The sequence below is a fragment of the Nocardiopsis sp. NPDC055879 genome (assembly GCF_053615935.1).
Map to the genome: position 1 here is coordinate 200,666 of NZ_JBSHCT010000005.1, position 22,128 is coordinate 222,793.

At 69.8% G+C, this 22,128-nt stretch carries 21 protein-coding genes; 9 read left to right on the forward strand and 12 right to left on the reverse strand.

Features of this window, described 5'->3' with window-relative positions; all coding sequences use genetic code 11:
• From ACWGKS_RS07725 to ACWGKS_RS07735, 3 genes are all read left to right on the forward strand, one after another.
• Positions 1 to 1,617 (forward strand): thiamine pyrophosphate-binding protein, encoded by a 1,617-nt coding sequence (locus tag ACWGKS_RS07725; protein WP_452455099.1) that lies wholly within the window; start codon positions 1 to 3, stop codon positions 1,615 to 1,617.
• A 224-nt stretch (positions 1,618 to 1,841) separates the two neighbouring features.
• Positions 1,842 to 2,093, forward strand: a complete 252-nt coding sequence (locus ACWGKS_RS07730) for a hypothetical protein (protein WP_358504637.1) — start codon at positions 1,842 to 1,844, stop codon at positions 2,091 to 2,093.
• Between the two features lie 29 nt (positions 2,094 to 2,122).
• Positions 2,123 to 3,556 (forward strand): aminobutyraldehyde dehydrogenase, encoded by a 1,434-nt coding sequence (locus tag ACWGKS_RS07735; protein ID WP_452522114.1) that lies wholly within the window; start codon positions 2,123 to 2,125, stop codon positions 3,554 to 3,556.
• A gap of 72 nt (positions 3,557 to 3,628) precedes the next feature.
• Here ACWGKS_RS07735 and ACWGKS_RS07740 read toward each other — a convergent pair whose 3' ends face one another.
• Entirely contained in the window at positions 3,629 to 4,135 is a 507-nt protein-coding gene (locus ACWGKS_RS07740; protein WP_452455096.1) for an NUDIX hydrolase, read from the reverse strand.
• 117 nt (positions 4,136 to 4,252) lie between these two features.
• Here ACWGKS_RS07740 and ACWGKS_RS07745 point away from each other — a divergent pair, with 117 nt between their 5' ends.
• Entirely contained in the window at positions 4,253 to 4,810 is a 558-nt protein-coding gene (locus tag ACWGKS_RS07745; RefSeq protein ID WP_358504631.1) for an AAA family ATPase, read from the forward strand.
• Between the two features lie 53 nt (positions 4,811 to 4,863).
• Here ACWGKS_RS07745 and ACWGKS_RS07750 read toward each other — a convergent pair whose 3' ends face one another.
• Together ACWGKS_RS07750 and ddaH are read right to left on the reverse strand one after the other, a co-directional pair.
• Entirely contained in the window at positions 4,864 to 5,484 is a 621-nt protein-coding gene (locus tag ACWGKS_RS07750; RefSeq protein WP_358504628.1) for a TetR/AcrR family transcriptional regulator, read from the reverse strand.
• Between the two features lie 211 nt (positions 5,485 to 5,695).
• On the reverse strand, positions 5,696 to 6,532 hold the full coding sequence (gene ddaH / locus ACWGKS_RS07755; RefSeq protein ID WP_358504625.1) for a dimethylargininase: 837 nt from the start codon (positions 6,530 to 6,532) through the stop codon (positions 5,696 to 5,698).
• A gap of 263 nt (positions 6,533 to 6,795) precedes the next feature.
• Here ddaH and ACWGKS_RS07760 point away from each other — a divergent pair, with 263 nt between their 5' ends.
• Positions 6,796 to 7,890, forward strand: a complete 1,095-nt coding sequence (locus ACWGKS_RS07760; protein WP_358504622.1) for an alcohol dehydrogenase catalytic domain-containing protein — start codon at positions 6,796 to 6,798, stop codon at positions 7,888 to 7,890.
• Between the two features lie 102 nt (positions 7,891 to 7,992).
• On the opposite strand, the gene ACWGKS_RS07765 is transcribed toward ACWGKS_RS07760, so the two are convergent.
• The 6 genes from ACWGKS_RS07765 to ACWGKS_RS07790 form a co-directional block, all read right to left on the reverse strand.
• Positions 7,993 to 9,702, reverse strand: coding sequence for a dihydroxyacetone kinase family protein (locus ACWGKS_RS07765; RefSeq protein WP_358504619.1), 1,710 nt, complete (start codon positions 9,700 to 9,702; stop codon positions 7,993 to 7,995).
• Positions 9,703 to 9,742: 40 nt separating this feature from the next.
• Positions 9,743 to 10,618 carry a dihydrodipicolinate synthase family protein gene (locus ACWGKS_RS07770; protein WP_358504616.1) on the reverse strand — a complete coding sequence of 292 codons (876 nt, stop codon included), beginning with the start codon at positions 10,616 to 10,618 and terminating at the stop codon, positions 9,743 to 9,745.
• A 62-nt stretch (positions 10,619 to 10,680) separates the two neighbouring features.
• Complete coding sequence (locus ACWGKS_RS07775; protein ID WP_358504613.1) at positions 10,681 to 12,192, reverse strand: tripartite tricarboxylate transporter permease; 1,512 nt, start codon at positions 12,190 to 12,192, stop codon at positions 10,681 to 10,683.
• A gap of 349 nt (positions 12,193 to 12,541) precedes the next feature.
• The gene (locus ACWGKS_RS07780; RefSeq protein WP_452455095.1) at positions 12,542 to 13,045 is read right to left on the reverse strand and encodes a tripartite tricarboxylate transporter TctB family protein; all 504 of its coding nucleotides are present in this window, start codon (positions 13,043 to 13,045) and stop codon (positions 12,542 to 12,544) included.
• A 5-nt stretch (positions 13,046 to 13,050) separates the two neighbouring features.
• Positions 13,051 to 14,022, reverse strand: a complete 972-nt coding sequence (locus ACWGKS_RS07785; RefSeq protein WP_452455094.1) for a tripartite tricarboxylate transporter substrate binding protein — start codon at positions 14,020 to 14,022, stop codon at positions 13,051 to 13,053.
• Between the two features lie 88 nt (positions 14,023 to 14,110).
• Positions 14,111 to 14,779: a GntR family transcriptional regulator gene (locus ACWGKS_RS07790; RefSeq protein ID WP_358504604.1), complete on the reverse strand. Its 669-nt coding sequence runs from the start codon at positions 14,777 to 14,779 to the stop codon at positions 14,111 to 14,113.
• Positions 14,780 to 15,230: 451 nt separating this feature from the next.
• Between ACWGKS_RS07790 and ACWGKS_RS07795 the strand changes: the two genes are divergently transcribed.
• The gene (locus ACWGKS_RS07795; RefSeq protein WP_358504602.1) at positions 15,231 to 16,889 is read left to right on the forward strand and encodes an FAD-binding dehydrogenase; all 1,659 of its coding nucleotides are present in this window, start codon (positions 15,231 to 15,233) and stop codon (positions 16,887 to 16,889) included.
• A 176-nt stretch (positions 16,890 to 17,065) separates the two neighbouring features.
• A complete protein-coding gene (locus ACWGKS_RS07800) occupies positions 17,066 to 17,716 on the forward strand; it encodes a Uma2 family endonuclease (protein WP_358504599.1) in 651 nt (216 codons plus the stop codon).
• A gap of 52 nt (positions 17,717 to 17,768) precedes the next feature.
• Here ACWGKS_RS07800 and ACWGKS_RS07805 read toward each other — a convergent pair whose 3' ends face one another.
• Together ACWGKS_RS07805 and ACWGKS_RS07810 are read right to left on the reverse strand one after the other, a co-directional pair.
• Positions 17,769 to 18,017, reverse strand: coding sequence for a hypothetical protein (locus tag ACWGKS_RS07805; protein WP_358504596.1), 249 nt, complete (start codon positions 18,015 to 18,017; stop codon positions 17,769 to 17,771).
• Between the two features lie 16 nt (positions 18,018 to 18,033).
• Entirely contained in the window at positions 18,034 to 18,942 is a 909-nt protein-coding gene (locus ACWGKS_RS07810) for an SPFH domain-containing protein (RefSeq protein ID WP_358504593.1), read from the reverse strand.
• A gap of 103 nt (positions 18,943 to 19,045) precedes the next feature.
• Here ACWGKS_RS07810 and ACWGKS_RS07815 point away from each other — a divergent pair, with 103 nt between their 5' ends.
• Together ACWGKS_RS07815 and ACWGKS_RS07820 are read left to right on the forward strand one after the other, a co-directional pair.
• A complete protein-coding gene (locus ACWGKS_RS07815; protein WP_358504590.1) occupies positions 19,046 to 19,543 on the forward strand; it encodes a PH domain-containing protein in 498 nt (165 codons plus the stop codon).
• The gene (locus ACWGKS_RS07820) at positions 19,540 to 21,357 is read left to right on the forward strand and encodes a PH domain-containing protein (RefSeq protein ID WP_358504587.1); all 1,818 of its coding nucleotides are present in this window, start codon (positions 19,540 to 19,542) and stop codon (positions 21,355 to 21,357) included. The genes ACWGKS_RS07815 and ACWGKS_RS07820 overlap by 4 nt, the downstream gene beginning before the upstream one ends.
• A gap of 126 nt (positions 21,358 to 21,483) precedes the next feature.
• On the opposite strand, the gene ACWGKS_RS07825 is transcribed toward ACWGKS_RS07820, so the two are convergent.
• The gene (locus tag ACWGKS_RS07825) at positions 21,484 to 21,837 is read right to left on the reverse strand and encodes an STAS domain-containing protein (protein ID WP_358505016.1); all 354 of its coding nucleotides are present in this window, start codon (positions 21,835 to 21,837) and stop codon (positions 21,484 to 21,486) included.
• Positions 21,838 to 22,128 lie beyond the last annotated feature (291 nt).

Below are 22,128 nucleotides of genomic sequence, written 5' to 3' on the forward strand. Positions count from 1 at the left end.
ATGGGTGAGAGCGCGCCGCGCAACGGTGGCGACCTGGTCACCGAGACCCTGACCGCGTTGGGGGCCCGGGTGTGCTTCGGTATCCCCGGCCAGCACGCGCTGGGGCTGTTCGACGCGCTGCGTCGAGCGCCCGGGCTGCGGTTCGTGTCGGCCAGGGTGGAGAACAACGCGGCCTTCGCCGCGGACGGGCACGCCCGGGTGACCGATGAGGTCACCCCGTTGTTGGTCTCCACCGGGCCCGGCGCGCTGCTCACCCTGGCCTCGTTGCAGGAGTCCCGGGCGGCCTCCGCGCCGGTGCTGGTGATCAGCAGCCAGGTGCCGCGGGCGGGGTTGGGCGGTGGCCGGCACGGCTACCTGCACGAGCTTCCCGAACAGACGGCCTCCTTCGGCAACGTCACCAAGTCGACGTTCACGGTCCGACACGCTTCGCAGATCCCCTCGGCGCTGACCGAGGCCTGGCGGATCGCCGCGGCGGCGCCCGCGGGCCCGGTGTTGGTGGAGATCCCACAGGACGTGCTGCTGGAGCCGACGGTGGTGCCGCCGGTGACGGACGTGTCCGGGACTCCCGCCCCGCTCGTTCCGCGCGCGGAGGTGGTGGACGAGGCCGCCCGGTGGCTGGACGGGGCGCGGCGTCCGGTGGTGCTGGCCGGTGGCGGGGTGAGCCGCTCGGGCGGGCGGAAGGCGCTGCTGGAGCTGGCCGAGGCCCTTCGTGCTCCGGTGGCCACCACCTTCGGCGGCAAGGACGCCTTCCCGTGGGACCACCCGCTCTCGTTGCGCTCGTGGATCGAGGACCGGTACACCACCGAGTACCTGGAGGACGCCGACGTGCTCTTGGTGGTGGGTTCGGGTCTGGGCGAGTTGTCGAGCAACTACCACACCATGGCGCCCCGAGGGCGTGTGGTGCAGGTGGAGGCCGACCTCGGCAAGCTCGAATCCAACGTCCCGGCGTTGGGGATCCACGGCGACGCGGCCCTGACCCTGGAGGCGCTGGCCGCGAAGGTTCGGCCACGCCCGAAGGACCCCGAGGTCGAGACCGAGGTCGCCCGGGTTCTGGCCCGGGTGGCCGAACGGCTGGCCGGGCAGGACCTGGCCGCCGAACAAACCGTCCTGGCCGCGGTACGCGATGCCCTGCCCGACGACGCGCCGAGCTTTTGGGACATGACCGTGTTGGCGTACTGGGCGTGGTCGGCGTGGGACCCGCGCGATGGTGCGATGCACTCCGCGCAGGGCTCCGGCGGGCTCGGATACGGGTTCCCGGCGGCGCTGGGCGCGGCCGCCACCGGAAACGGTCCGGTGCTGGCGGTCTCCGGTGACGGCGGTGCCATGTACTCGATCGCGGAACTGGCCACCGCCCGCCAGCACGACCTGGACGTGACCTGGCTGATCGTCGACGACGGCGGCTACGGCATCCTGCGCGAGTACATGGAGGGCGCCTTCGGGGAGGCCACCCACACCGAGCTGACCCGACCCGACTTCGTGGCCCTGGCGGCCTCGTTCGGGGTGCCCGCGACCCTCACCTCACCGGAGACGGTGGGAGCCGACCTGACCGCGGCGCTGGCCGCCCCGGGCCCGAGCGTGGTGGTGCTGCCCATGCACATAAAGATATTCGCGCCGTAGGCGTCCGTTGAGGGTGGTGGTGGGCGACGGGCGGGCTTCGCCCCCACGCACCTGGACGGTCCCATGTCCTGACCGAACCCCGTGTCCCGTTCCGGGACAGCGCCGTCCGCACCGGACGGTCGACCCCGCTCTCGGGGCGCGCGTCAACGGCGCCGCGCGCCGGCTGGGGCTGTCCAGCGAGGCCCTGCTGCGCGCGATCTCCTGCGGCGTGATCGCTGTCGGCGGTGGCCGCTCTGCTGTTCGCCAACACCCCGCTGCTGGTCGGCCCCCTGGGGAACCTGGCCGCGGGCATCGACATCAGCCTCCCGGTGGCGCTGGTGACCGCCGCGGTCGCCTACCCGGCGGCGCTGTTCCTCTTCCCCGAGCCGCGCTCGGTGTTCGGCCCGCAGCGGCCACGCCTGGTGCCGGCCCGGGAGGAGACCGAACCGGCCCCCGCGCCCGCCACCGAGGACGCGCCGACGACCGCGTCGCACTGACCACCCACGACTTCGAACGAAGGACCACCATGGACAGCCACGAGCCCCTGCACAGCCTGGTCGGCGGCAAGCCCCTGCACCCGGCGGGCGATGCGACCCTGGACCTGGTCGACCCCGTCACCGGACAGGTGGCCGGTCGGGCCGGGATCTGCGGGCCCGCCGAGGTGGAGTCCGCCATGGACTCCGCCGCACGCGCCTTCCGATCCTGGCGCCGGGCCACACCGGCACAACGTCAGGACGCCCTGTTGGCGATCGCCGACGCCCTGGTCGAACGAGCCGAGGAGTTCGCCGACGCCGAGTGCCGCGAGACCGGCAAGCCGCGCGCCTCGTTCCTGGACGAGGAGATCCCGTTCTGCGTGGACACCCTGCGGTTCTTCTCCGGGTCCGCCCGACACCTGGAGGGCAAGGCCGCCGCCGAGTACGCCACCGACCGCACCTCCTGGGTCCGCCGCGAACCGGTGGGCGTGTGCGTGGGCATCACCCCATGGAACTATCCGCTGATGATGGCGGTGTGGAAGATCGGTCCCGCGCTGGCCGCGGGCAACACGGTGGTGCTCAAACCGGCGGAGAGCACGCCCACCACCACGGTCCTGCTCGCCGAGATCGCCGCACGGGCGCTTCCCGCCGGTGTGGTCAATACGGTGGTGGGCGACCGTGACACCGGCCGCCTGTTGGTGGAACACCCGGCCACGCGCCTGGTGTCGGTCACCGGTTCGACCCGGGCGGGGGCGCAGGTGGCCAAGGCCGCCGCGGACGACATCAAGCGCGTGCACCTGGAGCTCGGCGGCAACGCCCCGGCGGTGGTCTTCGACGACGCCGACGTGGCCGGCGCCGCCGCAGGTGTGATCGCGGGCGGTTTCCTCAACGCCGGACAGGACTGCACCGCAGCCACCCGCGTCATCGTCCAAGAGGGGGTGCACGACGCGTTCGTCGCCGAACTGACCCGTCTGGCGTCGGCCCAGGTCACCGGCCTGCCCTCGGACCGAGAGAGCGACTTCGGGCCGCTCAACAACGCCGACCAGTTCAACCGTGTCACCGGACTGTTGGAACGCCTGCCCGCGCACGCACGAGTGGAGACGGGTGGTCACCGGGTGGGCGAGGCCGGGTTCTTCCTGGCGCCCACGGTCGTGTCCGGGCTGCGCGCCGACGACGAGATCGTGCTGGAGGAGGTCTTCGGCCCGGTCGTGACCGTGCAGCGCTTCGCGGACGAGAGCGAGGCGATCGAACTGGCCAACGGGGTCGAGCAGGGACTCGCCTCGTCGGTGTGGACCCGTGACCACGCGCGGGCCCTGCGGGTCTGTGCCGAGCTGGACTTCGGCGCGGTGTGGCTCAACACCCACGGCGACCTGCTCTCGGAGATGCCGCACGGCGGCTTCAAGCGGTCCGGGTACGGCAAGGACCTGTCGGCCTACAGCCTGGAGGACTACACCCGCGTCAAGCACGTGATGAGCGCCCTGGCCTGACGCCGTACGCGGATCCGCCCGGGTCCAGGGCGGATCCGCGTGTGCGCAGGTGGCACCGGATGTCGTGGAGGCTCAGTCCACCACCGCAAGGGCCTGCTCGCGAACAGGAAATCGCCACCGCTGTTCGGCGACCTTCGCAGCCCTCTTGAACTGTTCCCGTGCCGGCGCACCCCAGTCGAGCAGGCGCTCGGCTTCAGGCAGGGAACACCGGCGCCGGATGTGAACCCGGCCGTTGTCCGGGTCCGGGGCTCGCTCGCCGACCGCGACCAAGCGGGCGGCCATTCTCAGTTGGGCACGCAGTGGCCGCTCGTCAGCCTCGCTCACGCTCTGATAGCCCAGGTACACGGCGTCGTCAAAGCGGACTTGGACCTCTTCCCACACTTCCCGCTCCAGCGTGGCAACGGAACCCTGATCGATCTCGGGCTCTGGTGTCCCTCCCGGCAGGTTCCACGCACCGGGTTCCTCGTCGTAGAGCACGACCACGCGCCCCAGGTCGTCGAACACGTACCCGTACACCTGCGTGACGGGCAGGTCTGCCGGGGGATACTGGTCGCCGTGCCAGAGGTAGCTGAGGGCCATATCCCGAACCTAAAGGTCTCCGACGTCCTAGATGGTGTGATCACACGGATCCGCCCATGTCGGGGATTCGGGACCGGCTCGCTGCGGCCCTTGGGTGATGTGCTCTGGCCTAGGGTCATGACCATGACTCCGCTGGGAGGCGACGAACTCCACCCCTGCCGCCCTCGGTTGATCGTGCTGCGCGGAAACTCCGCGTCGGGCAAGAGCACCGTCGCCCGAGAGCTGCGGGCGAGGTACGGGCGCGGCCTCGCGATCATCCCCCAGGACGTGGTGCGTCGCGACATCCTCAGGGAGAGGGACCTCCCGGGCGGCGTCAACATCGACCTGCTCGACCTCATGGCCCGCCACTCTTTGGAACACGGCTTTCATGTGGTGGTGGAAGGCATCCTCTACGTCGACCATTACGGGGACATGCTCACCCGCTTGGTGGGCGACTACCGGCAGACGGCGCACTGCTATTACTTCGATGTCCCGTTCGCGACCACACTGGAGCGGCACGCCACCAAGCCCATCGCCGACGTGGTCGGGGAAGCCGAACTGCGCCGGTGGTGGCGGCCTCGCGACCTGCTCCCCGACGGAGTGGAGAAGCTCATCGACGAGCACAGCGGCGTCGAGCACAGCGCGGTGCGGATCCTGAACGACTGCGGCTTGGTGACGCGGGAGCCCCGCGTCTGAGCGCTCGTCCCCTCAAGAGATTCACCCACCGACTTCGATGCTCGGGCCGCTTTTCAGACCCCGGCGGGTCCGCGCGTGCGCAGGTGGGACCAGGTGAGTTCGGCGACGTGTCCGGCCATGGTGTCGGGGGTCTCGTCCGGGTGGTCCAGGAGCCAGTCGGCGAAGGCGTCGGCGGTGCTCACCGCCACCCGGGCCAGTAGTTGGGCGTCTCGGGCGTCCATGTCGCCGTAGTCGTCGCGGGTGCAGGCGGTGATGAGGTCGGCCATCTCCGCGGTGACACGGTCGCGCACGCGGACGGTCTCGGCCTCGAAGGGCTGTCCCTGGGCGGCGGCGCGCCGGTAGAGCACGGTCCAGCTCTCGCGGTTGTCGACCACGAACGCGAAGAAGGCGCGTATGCCTCGGCGCAGCGGATCGTCGTCGGCGGGGTGGGGCGCGTGCACGGCGCCGCGGATGGCCTCGATGAGTCGTTCCATCTCCCGGCGCACACAGGCGGTGAAAATGCCCTCCTTGGAACCCAGGTAGTGGTACACGGTCGGTTTGGAGGTCCCGGCGGCCGCCGCGATCTCCTCCACGCTGACGGTGTGGTAATCGCCCCGGGAGAACGCGGAGACGGCGGCGTCGATCAGTTGTTGTTCCCTGACCTGGCGCGGGAGTCTGCGTTGTTTGGTCGTCACGGGAACCGACCCTAATGGGATCGATGGAAGTGGCGTGGGGACGCCGGAGGCGAGTGGGGCCGCGTGTCTCGGGGCCGCCCGGCGTCGCGCGTGTGACCTGTGCGCCCGTGCCCGCAATGGTTTCGCCGGGTGGCACATCCCACATTCGGGCATGTTTGAGTGGGCGGATTCCGCACGGTGGTGCGCGGCGTCCGCCCCTTTCGCTCGGTCCTCAGGAGGGTGGGTCGCGCAGTTCCAGGGTGCAGCACTTGGCGCCGCCCCCGGCCTTGCGGAGTTCGTCGAGTTCGATCGGGTGAACCGTGTATCCCAGGGCGCGGATCCGGTCGGCGAGCGCGGTGGCCTCGGCGGCGATGACCACGTTGTGGCCGTCCGCGACGGCGTTCAGGCCCAGGACGGCGGCGTCCTCCTCGGTGGCCAGGAGAGCGTCGGGGTACAGGGCGCCCAGCACCCGGCGGCTGCCCTCGGAGAACGCGCCCGGGTAGTAGGCGATCCGCCGCCCCGACAGGGCGAACAGCGCGGTGTCCAGGTGGTAGAAGCGCGGGTCGACCAGTTGCAGGGTGACGACCGGTCGGTCCAGGAGTCGTTCGGCCTCCTGGTGGGCGGCGGCCTCGGTGCGAAAGCCCGTGGCCGCCAGGATGACGTCGTCCAGGGTGATGAAGTCGCCCTCACCCTCGTTGACGTGTTTGGGTTCCTTGGTCTCCACGAAGCCGGCCTTACGGAACCAGTCGAGGTAGGCGGGCCCTTCGGGGGTACGTTCGGCGCTGGCGAACCGGGCCCCGTAGACCCGACCGTCCACGACCAGGCCACCGTTGGCGGCGAAGACCATGTCGGGCAGGCCTTCGATGGGGGCTATCTCGCTCACGCGGTGTCCCAGGGACAGGTAGAGGTCGCGGAGCCCCTCCCATTGGCGAACGGCGCGGTCGCGGTCCACGATCAAGGTGGGGTTCATCCAGGGGTTGATCGCGTATTCCACCGCGAAGTAGGTGGGACGGCACATCAAATAGTGCCGGGGCGCCGCCACCGGCGCCGGGTCTGTGGGTGGAGCCATGGAACCTCCCCATCGAGGTGCCCCGGAGGCCGAACGGCCCGCGGTGGTTCAGGCCTTTACCACCGCGCGTTTCCGGGCGGACATTCATTGGATACCCACACCGTGCGGGCGCCAATATCGACTTTTCCACGAACCTCCCTGAAACGGACTTTTCCGGGCGTGGGCGCGCCTCGCCCGGCCCATTCGAGCACACCCCCGACCAACAGACCGACCGGCCGGTATTGTTAGAGTCGCGCCAGTTCCCCGATTGGAGTACCCCCATCATGAGCACGACCGTCAAGGCCGCCGTCTTCCACGAGACCGACGCACTCCCCCAGATCCGTTCCCTGGTCCTGCCCGACCCCGGCCCCGGACAGGTACGGGTACGTCTGGCGGCGGCGGGCGTGTGCCACTCCGACCTGTCACTGTCCAACGGCACCCTGGCCCAGTCCTGGCCCGCCGTCCTGGGCCACGAGGGCGCCGGCACCGTCGAAGAGGTCGGCCCCGGGGTCGAGCACCTGACGCCCGGTCAACAGGTCGTCCTGAACTGGGCGCCCGCCTGCCGGGAGTGTTGGTTCTGCCTCCAAGGGGAGCCCTACCTGTGCGAGCACGCCCTGGACGGCACCCTGGTCCCCTACGCCGAGCTGACCGACGGCACCCCCGTCTACGCCGGCTTGAGCACGGGAGCCTTCGCCGAGGCCACCGTCGTCTCGGCCAAGGCCGTGATCCCGCTTCCCGACGGGATCGACCCGGCGGTCGGGGCCATGCTGGGATGCGCGGTGGTCACCGGATGGGGCGCCGTCAACAACGCCGCGCGCCTGCGCGAGGGACGGTCCGCGGTGGTCCTGGGGCTGGGCGGGGTCGGTCTGTCCGTGCTCCAGGCCGCCCGGATGGCCGGGGCCGGCCCCCTCATCGCGGTGGACGTCTCCCCCGACAAGGAGGAGTTGGCCCGTTCCCTGGGCGCCACCGACTTCCTGGTCGCCGATGGAAGCACCCACAAGGCCGTGCGAGGGCTGACCGGCGGGCGCGGGGCCGACCACGCCTTCGAGGTGGTGGGCAAGGCCCAGGTGGTGCGCACGGCCTGGAACAGTGTGCGCAGGGGCGGGACCGTGACCGTGGTCGGCCTCGGATCGGTCAAGGACGAGGTGTCCTTCAACGCCCTGGAACTGTTCCACCAGGGTCGTACCGTCCAGGGATGCGTGTACGGCTCCAGCGACCCCGACCGCGACATCCCGCTGTTGGCCGAGTCGGTGCGTTCCGGTGATCTGCGCCTGTCGGCGATGGTCACCGACGAGATCCCCTTGGACGGTGTCCCCGAGGCCTTCGAACGCATGCGGCAGGGCAAGGGCGGCCGGTCACTGGTGCGTTTCGGGGCTTGACGGAGGGGGCTCGGGAGCCCGTGGTGTCGGACCGACATCACGGGCTCCCGAGCGGCGGCGTCCCCATGGTGTTCCCCTCACGGCACACCACGGGGACCCGTCTCAGGACAGGACGTCGCGCAGTTCCTCCAGGAACCGCAGGAGGGCGACCGAACCGGGGTCACGCTCACCGGCCCCGCGTTCACCCACCCAGGCCGCACGGCCCTTGGCCGACGTCAGTCCACTGGTCTCCTCCACCGCGCGTCCGGCCGCGGACACCGCGTCCCGGGCGGCCGCCTTCGGGTCCCGGGCGTCGGCCAACGCCTCCTCCACCAGCAGCAGGCCGTCCACGAACGTCTTGTCGCCGGGCTCGGCTCCGCCCCTCTCCCGCACCCTGCGGGACACGGCGCTGGTGAGGCGCTCGGCGTCACGGACCGACACGGAGGCAAGCTCCTCGGACTCGGCCGCCGCGGCGAGCAGACCCGCGCCGGTCAAGGCCGCGAACGTGGAGGGGTTGGCCGCCGCGAACGCCGTCGCCGCGGTGCGCAGCACGTCGGCGTGGTGCGCGTCCTCGGGCAGTGTCAGCAGCGCCTCACGAACGGCCGACGCGCCCGAGGAGACCGTGATCCCCAGGTCGCCGTCGCCGAGCCGCGAGTCCAGCAGACGCAGCTCCTCCGCGTGGGCGGGCATGCGCTCCATGACGGCGATCAGGGTGGTGCGCAGCGCGCTGACCGAACCGGTGCGGCGCACGGCGGGGGCCGCTCCCGCACCGGACTCGGTGCCCGGCGCACGCGTCTCCTCGGTAGGCGCGCTCGGCGCGGGAGTGTTGCCCTGGCCGAAGAACGGGGAGGCCGCCGGGGCGTCGACCAGTTCGGCCAGTTCGTCGTCGAGCGACAGCACGGAGACCGAGGCCCCCGCCATCTCCAGGCTCGTCGCGAACTCGCCGATGTAGCGCCGGTGGATGAGCACGCCACGCTCCCCCAGGACCTGGTGGACCCGACGGTAGATCAGGTAGAGCTCCTCCAGCGGAGTGGAGCCCAGTCCGTTGACCAGGACCGCGACCCGATCCCCCGCCTCGGGTTCCAGTTCGCCGAGGATCTCGGTGAGGAAGCGGTCGGTGATCTGGTCGGCGGTCTCCAACGGGCCCCGGTGGCTCCCGGGTTCGCCGTGGATGCCGATCCCGACCTCCATCTCCCCCTCGTCGAGGGTGAAGGTGGGCTCCCCCGCGGCGGGCAGGATGGTGGGCGACAGGCCCACGCCCATCGTGCGTGTGGCGTCCACGGTGCGTTGGGCGACCGACCGCACCTTCTCCAGGTCGTCGCCGCGTTCGGCGGAGGCGCCCGCCGTCTTGTAGGCGAAGAACAACCCCGCCACCCCGCGCCGGGTCGCCTCCTTGCCACGGGGCGCGGACAGCACGTCGTCGGTCCCCAGAACGGTCGCCGTCGCCACGCCCTCCGCCGCGACGACGTCCCCGGCCAGGTCGAAGTTGTAGACGTCACCGCCGTAGTTGCCGTACAGGTACAGCACCCCGGCCCCACCGTGGCTCGCGCGTGTGGCGGCGGCGATCTGTTCCGCGGACGGGGAGGAGAACACGTTGCCCACGGCCACACCGGTGGCCAGGCCCTGCCCCACGTAGCCCAGGAACAGGGGCAGGTGGCCGGAGCCGCCCCCGGTCACGATGCCGACGCGTCCCCGGACGGGCGCGTCGGCGCGCACCAGCGCCCTGCGGTCCCCGGTCGCCGCGCGCAGCCGGTCGGGGTGCGCCATGAGCAGCGACTCGGTGACCTCGTCGACGAAGTCCTCGGGCCGGTTGATGATCTTCTTCAGCGCCATGAGCGCTCACACACCTCTCGCACTAGCACCGTCGTCGGGTTCAGGCCAGGGCCAAGGCCCGCGCGGTCTCCTTGAGGACCTCCAGGTCGGCCTCGGAGACGGCGTCGCCGCACACACGGGCGGGCCCGGCGGAGATCCCCTGTACTTCCAGGCCCGCCTTCAGGTGCGGGATGCTGCCGCTCTTGACCGCCGCCACGGCGCGCTCCACCAGGGGCTGTGCGGCGCGCACTCCTTCGACGTCACCGCTGTTGAGGGCGTCGCGCAGCGCCACGAACGGCGTGGGGAAGACGGAGGAGACACCCGAGACCACGCCAAGGCCGCCCGCGCGCACGAACTCCTCGAAGGCGATGTCGTTGCCGGACAGGACGTCGAACCCCTCGGGAGCCCGCGCGAGGTAGGCGGCCACCGACTCGTCGCTCTCCCCGCTGATCTTCACGCCGCGGACACCGGCCTCGTGCAGACGACGCAGCACCGAGGGGTCCGCCGGGGTGGTGGAGCGTGCCCGGAACAGGTAGGCGTGCACCTCGGCGTCGCCGGCCGCCGCCACCAGGCGCTCGTAGTAGCGCACCATCGCGTCCTCGGGCGAGGGCAGGAAGTAGGGGGTGATGGCCGCCAGCCGGGTCGCCCCGGCGGCCACGGAGGCACGGACCAGGGACTCGGCCTGACGAGGCGCGGCCGCGCCGACGTGGGCGTAGACCCCCTCTGGCCCGAAGACGTCCAGGGCCAGGCGGATCACCTCGATGCGCTCGGCGTCGTCGAGGGCGGTGAACTCGCCGGTGGTGCCGGCGACGAACACACCGTCGACCCCGCGGTCGCGCACCGCGGTGAACAGCGCGGTGGCGCTGCCCGGGTCGAGGGCCTCGTCGAGGGCGAACGGGGTGGGCAGGGCGGTGATCACCTTGGCGGGGACGGACATGGGTTTTTCTCCTCGGGTGGAAAAGGGGCGAAAAGGGTGCGGAAAGGGTGGCCGCCGCCGGGTCAGGACGTCGGAGTGGCGGCGCGCTCGGCGGATCGGGCACGGCGTGCGAGCCAGGCGTTGCGCACCGGAGGCACGATGAGGGCGAGCGCGCTCACGGCCAGCAGACCGAGCGCGATGGGGCTGGTCAGGATGTTCGCCGGCCCACCGATCTCCAGGGCTCGGCGCAGGTTGCCCTCGGCAAGACCACCGAGGATCAGGCCCAGGACGACCGGGCCGGGCGGGATACCGAAGCGCTTCAGGAACAGGCCGACGACACCGAAGACGAGCATCACGGCCACGTCGAAGACGCTGTTGTTCACGGCGTAGGTACCGACCATGCAGAACACGAGGATGACGGCCCACAGGAAGTGCTGCGGCAGTTCCAGGAGCTTGGCCACACCGCGCATGCGCAGGACGCTGATCACGAGTGCGACCACGGTCGCGATGAGCATGATCCCGGCGATGCTGTAGACCAGGTCGGGCTGATTGGAGAACAGGGACGGGCCGGGTTGGATGCCCCAGACCACCATGGAGCCGATCATCACGGCCATCACGGAGTCGCCGGGCAGGCCCAGGGCCAGGGTCGTGGTGACCGAACCGCCGAGGGTGGAGTTGGACGAGGTGTCCGCGGCGGTGATGCCCTCCAGCGATCCCTTGCCGAACTCCTCGGGTCGCTTGGAGAGACGGCGCGCCTGGTCCCAGCCCAGGATCCCGGCGATGTCACCGCCGGTGGCGGGCACGATGCCGACCACGCCGCCCACGCCGCTGCCGATGGCCATCGGCTTGAGCATGGTGCGCCAGTCCCGACGGGTGGGGAACCAGCGACCGAACTCCTTGATCGGTTCCACCCCCTTGCCCTTGCGGTGCACGAGGATCTGGTTCATCACCTCGGCGATACCGAAGAGGCCGATGATCGCGGCGATGAAGGGGATGCCGTCGGACAGCTCGGACGCACCGAACGTGAACCTGGGCGTACCCGTGATGGGGTCCCGGCCGACGGTGGCCAGGAGCAGACCGAAGCCGCCCGCGATGAGGCCCTTGACGATCCGCCCGCCGGACACACCGATCATCATCGTCAGACCGAACACGACCAGCGCGAACATCTCGGCGGGGCCGAAGTTCAGGGCCAGCCTGGACAGCGGGATCGCGGCGACCATGAGCAGGACGACGCCGACGAGCGTCCCCCACGCCGAGGCGAACGCGGACGAGGTCAGCGCCAGTCCCGCCTTGCCCTGGCGGGCCATGGCGTAGCCGTCGAAGGTCGTGGCGATGGACGCCGGGGTGCCCGGGGTGTTGACGAGGATCGCCGGTACCCGGTCACCGAAGTTCGCCGACACGTAGATCGTCAGCAGGACCGCCAACCCTGGAAGCGGGTCCAGGGAGAGCGTGAAACCACTGGCCAGGGCGACGGCCATGGTGGCGGTCACGCCGGGGAAGGCGCCGACGAGCATGCCCAGCAGGGCGCCCGCGGCGATGCACAGCAGGACCAGGGGGTCCAGGAGGGCGCTGAAGCCCTCGACGATCGGACTCATCGGAATCCCTTCGAGGAGACACTGGTCTTCAGGCCAGTGAGGAATAGAGCCCCTGCGGAGCAGGACAGGGAACGGTGAACTGTTCCCGGGGCGAACCACCGCCCATCGGAATCGCCGAACCCGCACACCGATACCTGAGCCGCTGTTAACCTGACCTGCGTCGGCTCGGACGAGAACCAAGTCCGAGCCGGCCTACCGCCGGGCCGGCGGAAAGTGATGTCTGTGGAGCCGGTGTGAGACCGATGGGCGGTATTCCGTCCCTGGCCGTTGGTTCGGGTCGGCGACCGGCCGTGAAACAGAAAACTCGACCCGCGAGGGAAGAATCTCCCTGCTTCAGCCAGGAGAGAGGTCAAAGTGGCACTCTCAGGAGGACGCCGAATAGAAGGTAGAGAATCGCGGTCACGACGATCGGGAAGAGGAGCAGTGCCTTCCACCCGCGGCCGCCGCCCAACCAGGTCAGGGCGATGAACAGCAACGCCGTGGAGACCCGGAAGTCGATGAAGTACCAAAGGACGCCGTAGCCCACGATCGAGGCGAGCATCGCGGTGAGCCGCCACGTCCCCTCGCCGGTGGCCTCCTCGGGCACGTCCTCCTCCACCCTGACGGTCGGGCGCAACAGCGCCCCCACGGCCAGGCACACGCTCAGCACCAGGACGAGTGCAGCCAACATCTCCGGCCACCATCTCGGGCTGAACTGGGTGAGTCGGGCCCCTTCCGGGACCTGCGAGGCCAAGACGAAGGCGACCACGGCGAAGGCCGCGGCGGCCAAGGCGGGAATCAGGTCCCGCAGTCTGCGTCCCGGACGCGCCGCGCTCGTGACGGGCGCGTCCGGGTTCGTGGTCGTGTCACCCATGGGGCTCAGTCCTGGCTTTCGAGCAGCTCACCGAAGCGGGTGTACTCCGCGTCGACGAACTCGGCGAACTCGTCCGAGGGCACGTTGACCGGGATGTTGCCCGAGTCGGTGATGATCGTCTGGAACTCCTCGGAGGAGGCCCCCTCGCTGAACGCCTCCTCCAGCGTGGAACGGACCCCGTCGGGCAGACCGGCCGGCGCGCCGATGCCGCCCCAGCCACCGATCACGATGTCCACACCCTGCTCGGTGGCGGTCTGCACGTCGGGCAGCGACTCGGAGGGCTCGGCATCGAAGACGGCCAGGACACGGAGCTGGTCGTCGGCGTGCGCCGGAGCGGTCTCGGAGATGCCCGCGACCACGGCGTCGACCTGACCGCCCACGGCGGCCGTGACCGCGGGGGCGCCGCCGTCGAAGGGCACCGGCTGGAACTCGGTGTCGGTGACCTGGCCCAGCTCGGTGGTGGCGGCCTCCCAGATGGAACCGGCGCCCGAGTTGGAGACCGCGATGGAACCGGGCTCGACGCGAGCGGCCTCGACGAGGTCGTCCAGGGTCTCGTAGGGGCTGTCCTCGGGGACGGCGATGGTGGCGGGCACCGACACCATCTGGCCGATGAGGTCGTAGTCGGCCGGGTCGACCTCGTATCCCTGGTAGCCGAGCATGACGCTCTCGACCGGCAGGTAGCCGATGGTGTAGCCGTCGGCGGACTGTCCGGCGAGGTTCTCCAGGCCCACGGACCCGGCGCCGCCGCTGCGGTTCTCCACGACGATGCCCTGTCCCAGGGTGTCCTCCATTTCGGCGGCCAGGGTGCGGGCCGCCAGGTCGGAGGCGCCGCCTGCGTCATAGGGCACGACGAGGGTGAGTTCCTGGCTGGGGTAGTCCGAGGCGTCCTCGCTGACGCCGCCCCGGTCGGCGCAACCGGCGGTGAGGGCGGTGACCGCCAGTGCGGCCGCGGACAGGCGGAAGATGGTGGAACGCATGGTGTTCTCCGTTTTCGGTGGAACCGGCTCCGTGGAAGGGTCGCGGAACATGGGCCGAGGGTCTTGGGGACGGGACCGTCCCGTGGGGTCAGTTGGACGTGGGCTGCGTGTAAGGGGCTCTGAGCCGGAGCCTGGCGTTGTCCAGGTGGCCGCGGAGCTCGTCGAAGACGGCGTCGGGCTCACCGGTCTCGATCAGGTCGGCGAGGATCTCGTGCGCGCGGACGGAGGGGCCCAGGTCCTCGTAGCGCTCGTTGGAGGCCAGCAGGAGCACCTCGATGGTGGGCCGGTACTGCGCCCACACATCGGCGAGGCGCCGGTGGCCGGCGACGTCGTAGAAGACCGAGTGGAAGTGCACGTCGGCGGTGGTGAAGGCGTCGGGATCCCGGTTCTCTCGGGCCTTGCGCATCCGCTCCAGGGGGGCGCGCAGGCCGTCGGTGAGCCTGTCCCGGTCCTTGTTCAGCCCGATCTCCAAGGCGAGCCGTTCGAGGGATCCGCGCAGCGAGAAGAGTTCGTCGATGTCGTCCCCGCCCAGGCCCACGACGGTGGCGCTGCGGCGGTTGGTGTCGATGAGTCCCTCGGAGGCGAGGACCTTGAGGGCGTCGCGGATGGGTCCGCGACTCAGGTCGAACTGCTCGGCCAGGTGGCCCTCGACCAGTGACGCACCGGGGGCGTAGCGCCCGGTGATGATCAGGCGCCGGAGTTCTCCGGCGACCTTCTCGCCGAGTGCCCGTTGCTTGATGGGCAGGATCTCCGACATGTCGTCCTTTCGGTTAACTGTTAACGGTTAACCAGATTGGATCACAGTGTGACGCGTGTCAACTGTTGGTTCATAACGTGTTCCATGTGCCCTATGTCCGATTTCGCGGGAACCCTTGCGCCATCGGGAGTCCACGCGCTCCACGGGAGGAAAAAATAGGTTCGACACCTGGCCTCGATCGACCCCGCAGGGCGACGACCCGAACACCCACAGCAAGGGAAGAGTGTCCGCGAGATGAACGGAAAGAGTGCGCGGGATGTCCTCGCGGCCTGGCACGCTCTCGAATGTTCACCCTTCTCACGAATTCACGCTGCGCGCTCACGCCCGGTGACGGCCGGTTTGTCACACCCTGACAAAGGATGTGGCGCACGGCGCACATGCCCCTTGCCGTTGGACCCGGGCCGGTGCACAGTCTTCATCACCACGTACCAGGACCGGCGAGGAGTCACCCATGAGCACCGACCAGACCGACGCGATCGTCGTCGGGGCAGGACTGGCCGGACTGGCCGCGGCCGCCGAACTGGCCGACGCGGGAAAGCGCGTGATCCTGCTGGACCAGGAACCCGAACAGTCCCTGGGCGGCCAGGCGTTCTGGTCCTTCGGCGGACTGTTCTTCGTGGACTCCCCCGAACAGCGCCGTATGGGTGTGAAGGACTCCAAGGAGCTCGCGCTCCAGGATTGGATGGGCACCGCCGACTTCGACCGGCCCGAGGACGCCTGGCCGCGCAAATGGGCCGAGGCCTACGTCGACTTCGCCGCCGGGGAGAAGTACTCGTGGCTGCGTCAACAGGGACTGAGGATCTTCCCCGTCGTGGGCTGGGCCGAGCGCGGCGGGTACCTGGCCAACGGGCACGGCAACTCGGTGCCCCGCTTCCACATCACCTGGGGCACCGGCCCCGGCGTGGTCGCCCCCTTCGAGCGCCGGGTGCGCGCCGCCGTCGAGAAGGGACTGGTGGAGCTGCGCTTCCGCCACCGAGTGGACGAACTGGTCGTGACCAACGGGACGGTCAGCGGGGTGCGTGGCACGGTGCTGGCCCCCAGCGACGTCGAGCGTGGGCGGGCCAGTAATCGGGACGCCGTGGGCGAGTTCGAGGTGGGCGCCCAGGCGATCGTCGTCACCGCCGGCGGGATCGGCGCCAACCACGACCTGGTCCGACAGAACTGGCCCGAGCGTCTGGGAAAGGCCCCCGAGCACATGCTCTCGGGGGTACCCGCCCACGTGGACGGGCGGATGCTCGGCATCACCGAGAAGGCCGGCGGTGAGATCATCAACCGCGATCGGATGTGGCACTACACCGAGGGCATTCAGAACTGGGACCCCGTCTGGGACAAGCACGGCATCCGTATCCTGCCCGGCCCTTCGTCACTGTGGTTGGACGCGACCGGTAAGCGGCTGCCCGCTCCCTACCTCCCCGGGTTCGACACCCTGGGGACCCTGGACCACATCATGAAGAGCGGCCACGAGTACACGTGGTTCGTCCTCTCCCAGAAGATCATCGAGAAGGAGTTCGGCCTGTCGGGTTCGGAGCAGAACCCCGACCTGACCGGCAAGGACCTCAAGCTGGTGTTGCAACGGGTCCTGCCGGGCGCCCCGGGCCCGGTGGAGGCGTTCAAGCGGCACGGTGCCGATTTCGTGGTCGCCGACCGGCTTCCCGAGCTGATCCGCAAGATGAAGGAGGTCGCCGGTGACGAGGTCCTCGACGCCGACACGGTGACGCGCGAGGTGGTGGCCCGCGACCGCGAGATGGTCAACACCTTCACCAAGGACCTACAGGTCATGGCGATCCACAGCGCTCGCAACTACCGAGGTGACAAGCTCGCCCGAGTGGCGACCCCGCACCAGATCCTGGACCCGAAGGCGGGCCCGCTGATCGCCGTGCGATTGCACATCCTCACCCGCAAGACCCTGGGCGGCCTGCACACCGACCTGGACGCCCGCGTGCTGCGCGCCGACGGCACCCCGCTGCCGGGGGTGTACGCGGCCGGCGAGGTCGCCGGGTTCGGGGGTGGCGGCGTGCACGGATACCGGTCCCTGGAGGGCACCTTCCTGGGCGGCTGCATCTTCTCCGGCCGCACGGCGGGAAGGGCCGCCGCGGCGGCGCTCGGCTAGGCGCCAGATCGTGAAGGGGGTGGGATCGGCACCGGTCGGTCCCACCCCTTCTTTTTTGGCCGATACCAGGAGCCGAATGATGTGGGTTCTTATTCGCGAATTTCGCTATTTCCACCTCACGCTCCCCAGAACTCCGCAACGCTGGTCTCCATGCGAATGAGGAAGCGACGACTGTCATGACCACCGACAAGACGGACCCGGGACCGGCACCGCTCACCGTGGAGGATATGCGGAAGATTCCGGACGACGGGCGGCGCTACGAGCTGGTCGACGGGAGGCTTGACGTGTCCCCCGCCCCCGTCAGCTTCCACACACTGGCCACCGCACGTCTCACCGCCCACCTCAGCAACTGCGCGCCGTCTGGGCTCCTGATCATGGACGGTCCAGGGGTGATTCTCAATGCGGAACGCACGCGTTACCGAGTCCCGGACTTGGCCGTGATTCGTAGCGAGGATTTCCAGATGCCCTACACGACCACACCTCCGCTGCTGGCGGTGGAGGTGGTCTCACCCGAGAGCGTGTTCCGGGACCACCACACGAAACGGCAGGAGTACGCCGCCTTCGGCATTCCTTCGTACTGGGTCCTCACTCCCGATCCCGACAAGCCGAGCATCATCGAATTCCGGTTGAAGGACGGTGAGTACACGGAGGTGGCCCCGGTGTTCGGTGAGGACGTCCTGGAGACCGAACTGCCCTTCCCGGTACGGGTCGTACCGCAGTGGCTCCTGCGCTTGGACGGTGACTGGCGTCGGCACGTCGGCGGACCGAAGGAGGCGGAGGATGCGAAGACGGCGCAGGAAACGCAGAAGCCGGAGAACAGCGTGTAACCCCCACCACGACGACACGAAGCCGGGTGTCCCCCTCGGGCACCCGGCTTCGTCATGTCCGCTCCGGTCCCTCCTCGGGCTCCGCTTCGGGTTCATCGGAGGCGGCCTCGGGCTTTCGTGGTCTGCCACGACGCGGAATGTCCCGCACCTCTTTGGGCATCCGGCCCGCGTCGTCCAACGCACGGCGTAGCAGGAACTCGATCTGGGCGTTGGTGCTGCGCAACTCATGCCCGGCCCAGCGCGCGAGCGCGTCGTGGACGGCGGGGTCGAGCCGCAGCAGCACTTTCTTGCGCTCGGACAAGGCACCTCACCCGGATCTACTGGTACAGGGTCCCGGCGTTGACGATGGGGCTGGCGGGGCGGTCGGAGCACAGCACCACGAGCAGGTTGCTGACCATGGCGGCCTTGCGCTCCTCGTCCAGGTCCACCACGTTCTCGTCGGCCAGACGTTCCAAGGCGCGGTCCACGAGGCTGACGGCGCCCTCCACGATCTCGGCGCGGGCGGCGATCATCGCACCGGCCTGCTGACGCTGGAGCATGGCCTGGGCGATCTCCGGCGCGTAGGCCAGGTGGGTGAACCGGGACTCCACGATCTTCACACCCGCGGCGTCCACGCGTTCGGCGACCTCCTTGGACAGCTGCTCGGTGATGGCGTCGGCGCTGTCGCGCAGGGAGGTGCCGTCGCCCTCTCCGTAGGAGTCGTAGGGGTACTTGCCGGCGATGTGGCGCACGGCCGCCTCGGTCTGGGTGGAGACGAACTGGATGAAGTCGTCGACCTCGAAGGAGGCGCGTGCGGTGTCCTCGACCTGCCAGACCACGACGGCGGCGATCTCGATGGGGCTGCCGGAGGCGTCGTTGACCTTCATGACGGAGGTCTCGTGGTTGCGGATCCGGGTGGAGATCGCGTTGCGCACGGTGAGCGGGTTGACCCAGCGCAGGCCGTCGGTGCGGATGGTGCCGATGTAGCGGCCGAAGAACTGCACGACCTGGGCCTCGTTGGGGGCGACCATGGTCAGCCCGAAGGACAGGACGGCGCCGATCAGCGCCACGACCACACCGAGCGCGATGAGGAACATGGGCAGGTCCAGCAGCGGCAGCAGGGCGATGCCGACGCCGCCCAAGAGGAGGACCATCGCGACCACGAACATGGGGATCCCGCCGTACCCGAAGGCGGCGCGTTCGCGGTACTGGGGTTCGGGTCTGGTGACGCCGGGGGTCTCACTCATCTCGGTCCCTTCCTTAGGTGATGACTTGATCATAGCATTGTGATATCACTTTTAATGGCAAGTCCGCCCCGGCGGCCCCCTACCGAGAGGAGACGTCGACGCCATGAGCAACGACGCTCTGCGCCTGCGACCGCCCAACCACCGAGTGGACCGTCGAGCGGTGGGCTGGTGGTCGACCCAGGCCCTGTCCGTGACGGTCCTCCTCACCGTCATCCCGGTCGTGCCCGCGCTGATCTGGGAACCCGTGCGGTTCTGGTTCCTCGTCGCGGCCGGGATCGTGGGCGGGATCGGATTGCTCATCACCGTCGTGATGCCGCGGTGGCGCTACCGCGTGCATCGTTGGGAGATCACCGACACCGCCGTGTACACCTCCAGCGGCTGGCTGTGGCAGGAGTGGCGGGTCGCGCCGATGTCGCGCATCCAGACCGTGGACACCGCGCGCGGACCACTACAGAGAGCCTTCGGGTTGTCCAGCGTGACCGTGACGACGGCCTCCGCCGCCGGACCCATCGAGATCAGCGGACTCGACCACACCCTCGCCACCGAGGTGGCCGACCAGCTCACCGACAACACCGAAGCGGTTCCGGGGGACGCGACATGACCTCCCACGACGACCACCGACCCGAAGAACCCGTCCCCAACGTCGCACGCCCCGAGACGGACCCGACCCTGGCGGACGCGCACGCACCGGAACCGAACCCGCCAGGGCAGGAGGTCCCCGCCGAGACCGGTGAACCGACCGGCGACTGGCCGGGGCTGAGCCCCTTGTCGGTGTGGGCCAACACGGTGATCGTGGCGCTGTTCATGGTCCCCTCCGCCATCGTCGCCACCGTCGTCCTGGTCGTGGTCGACCAGCCCTTGTGGGCACTGCTGCCCCTGCCGGCCACCGGCGCGTTCATCGCCCTGATGACCTACCTGGACATGCTGCGGCTGCGCGCGGTGCGCTACCGGGTCACCGCCGACCGTATGGAGATGCGTTCGGGCATCATCGCCAAGGCCTACCGCTCCATCCCGCGTGAACGTGTGCGCAGTGTGGACGTGGCCGCCCCGATCTACGTGCGGGTCTTCGGGCTGTGCACGGTGACCGTGGGCACCGGCGAGAAGGTGGGGTCCGGCGCCGACCAGCTGAAATTGGAGTTCGTCACCGCCGAGCAGGGCGAGCGACTGCGCCGTGAGCTGTTGCGGCGGTCCGGGGCCGACAACGCCTCCCGGGCACCGGCCGAGGGGGAGGACGGTTCGCTCGACGAGGACGGCGTCGAGCTGGCCCGACTGGACCCGCGCTGGTTCGCCTACGCGCCCGCCACCACCGCCACCTTCGGTATCGGTCTCGGTGTCATCGCCGCCCTCATCGGCGCCAACGCCCAGTCGGGCGGGCACGGGTGGGAGTGGATCTCCGAACAGGCGGGGCTGCCCGGTTCACAGCAGATGGCCGACTTCGTGATGTCCCGGCTGCTGCTCGTGGTTCCCCTGTTCCTGGTGGGTCTTCTGCTGTCCGGTGTGGTCATCCTGTTGTTGGCCGCTTTGGAGACCTGGTGGAACTACCGCCTGACCCGGGAACCCGATGGCACGGTGCGGTTGCGCCGGGGCCTGCTGACCAGCGTTTCCCTGTCGGTCGAGGGCCGCCGCCTGAACGGTGTGGTCCTGCACGAGCCCTTCGTGCTGCGTTCGGTGCGCGGGGCGAGCATCCAGGCGGTCGCGACCGGGTTGGAGAGCGGCGACGACAAGAAGACCAGCGCCAAGAGCAGGTTGTCCCCGGCCATGCCCCGCTCCCGGGCGCGCGCCCTGGGCGCGGCGTTGATGCGTCAGGAGCGGTCCCCGTTGGATGTTCCGTTGGCCACGCACCCCAGGGCCGCGTTGCGCCGCCGGTTCACCCGGGCGACCTTCGTGACCTTGATGGGGGTGGCGTTGGCCGGCGGGCTGGCGTGGCTGCACATGGTCGCCACCGAGAGTTGGTGGGAGATGGCGCGCACGATCGAGGAGAACATCGTGCCGATCCCGCTGGTCGTCGAGGGTGTGGAGGCCACCCCCGGGTGGGGCTGGTTCGCGCTCGCGATCGTGCTGGGCGTGCTGGCGTTCTGGTACGCGGTGGGTTCCTACCGAGGTCTGGGGCACGGCCTGCACCCGAAGTACCTGGTGCTGCGCAAGGGCATGGCGGTGCGGGACACCGTCACCCTGGAACGGTCGGCGGTGATCGGTTGGCGGATCACCCGATCGCCCTTCCAGCGCAGGTTGGGGCTGGCCGACGTAGCGGCGACCACGGCCGCGGGCGACGGAATGTACGCCGCCCTGGACGTGGGGCTGGGACAGGGGTTGGCCTGGGCGGACGAGGCGGTCCCTGAGCTGCTCGCGCCCTTCCTGGAACGCCCCGAGACCACCGGCGAGGCCGAGGGCTCACGCCCCACGGTACTTCCCTGACCGGGCGGCGGTGTCGAACGCCGGGGCCGAGTGTCCGAGCGAGATAGGTGGAGCCTCGATGTCGGGCACCCGGCTTCCCCGCGGGCGCCCGATATCGAGGCCACCTCGTTGACCGGGTCACACGGGTCAGGAGACGGGGTTGTCCCTGAAGGGCGGACCGTCGGCGCACAGCCCGCTGGTGTGGGTCAGCGCCATCTCCACGATCGGATAGACGTCGAACAGGCGCCGCATTCCCAGGGCCTCCAGGACCCGTTCGGCGATGGACGACGGTTCGGCCAGGACCATGTGCGCGCCCCGCGCCTTGAGGACTCGATGGACGGCTACCAGGGCGCGCACGCCGCTGGCGTCGAAGAACCCGAGCCCGGACATGTCCACGACCAGGCAGTCGCAACGGGAGTTCCGAACCACGTCGAGGAGACGTTCACGCAGCCGGTCGGCGGTGGCCAGGTCCACTTCGCCGTGGACGCGCACCACCGTCACCCCCGTACAGGAGATACGTTCCCGGGCCGAGAACGGTACATCCTTCGCCACTCGGGCCACCTCTCACCGGACGTAACCTTTCCACTACGCAACCGCGTACGAGATCGTAACCTCTTCAGAGAGGTTGCGGGAGGCTTTTGATGAGAAAAACCCCCGAAATCTCGTCGATGTGGCTCCGCGGATGGTTCGGTCTCACCTCACCGCGCGTTCTCCCGAGCATCCCGACCCGGGGCACGCTCCACAGAGCCCACACAGATCCCTCTCGGACACTCCCGAAGACGGACCCGCACC

Coding starts and splice junctions, on each gene's coding strand:
- ACWGKS_RS07725 (WP_452455099.1), top strand. CDS start 1: ATGGGTGAGAGCGCGCCGCGCAACGGTGGCGACCTGGTCACCGAGACC.
- ACWGKS_RS07735 (WP_452522114.1), top strand. CDS start 2,123: ATGGACAGCCACGAGCCCCTGCACAGCCTGGTCGGCGGCAAGCCCCTG.
- ACWGKS_RS07740 (WP_452455096.1), bottom strand. CDS start 4,135: ATGGCCCTCAGCTACCTCTGGCACGGCGACCAGTATCCCCCGGCAGAC.
- ACWGKS_RS07745 (WP_358504631.1), top strand. CDS start 4,253: ATGACCATGACTCCGCTGGGAGGCGACGAACTCCACCCCTGCCGCCCT.
- ddaH (WP_358504625.1), bottom strand. CDS start 6,532: ATGGCTCCACCCACAGACCCGGCGCCGGTGGCGGCGCCCCGGCACTAT.
- ACWGKS_RS07760 (WP_358504622.1), top strand. CDS start 6,796: ATGAGCACGACCGTCAAGGCCGCCGTCTTCCACGAGACCGACGCACTC.
- ACWGKS_RS07765 (WP_358504619.1), bottom strand. CDS start 9,702: ATGGCGCTGAAGAAGATCATCAACCGGCCCGAGGACTTCGTCGACGAG.
- ACWGKS_RS07770 (WP_358504616.1), bottom strand. CDS start 10,618: ATGTCCGTCCCCGCCAAGGTGATCACCGCCCTGCCCACCCCGTTCGCC.
- ACWGKS_RS07775 (WP_358504613.1), bottom strand. CDS start 12,192: ATGAGTCCGATCGTCGAGGGCTTCAGCGCCCTCCTGGACCCCCTGGTC.
- ACWGKS_RS07780 (WP_452455095.1), bottom strand. CDS start 13,045: ATGGGTGACACGACCACGAACCCGGACGCGCCCGTCACGAGCGCGGCG.
- ACWGKS_RS07785 (WP_452455094.1), bottom strand. CDS start 14,022: ATGCGTTCCACCATCTTCCGCCTGTCCGCGGCCGCACTGGCGGTCACC.
- ACWGKS_RS07790 (WP_358504604.1), bottom strand. CDS start 14,779: ATGTCGGAGATCCTGCCCATCAAGCAACGGGCACTCGGCGAGAAGGTC.
- ACWGKS_RS07795 (WP_358504602.1), top strand. CDS start 15,231: ATGAGCACCGACCAGACCGACGCGATCGTCGTCGGGGCAGGACTGGCC.
- ACWGKS_RS07800 (WP_358504599.1), top strand. CDS start 17,066: ATGACCACCGACAAGACGGACCCGGGACCGGCACCGCTCACCGTGGAG.
- ACWGKS_RS07810 (WP_358504593.1), bottom strand. CDS start 18,942: ATGAGTGAGACCCCCGGCGTCACCAGACCCGAACCCCAGTACCGCGAA.
- ACWGKS_RS07815 (WP_358504590.1), top strand. CDS start 19,046: ATGAGCAACGACGCTCTGCGCCTGCGACCGCCCAACCACCGAGTGGAC.
- ACWGKS_RS07820 (WP_358504587.1), top strand. CDS start 19,540: ATGACCTCCCACGACGACCACCGACCCGAAGAACCCGTCCCCAACGTC.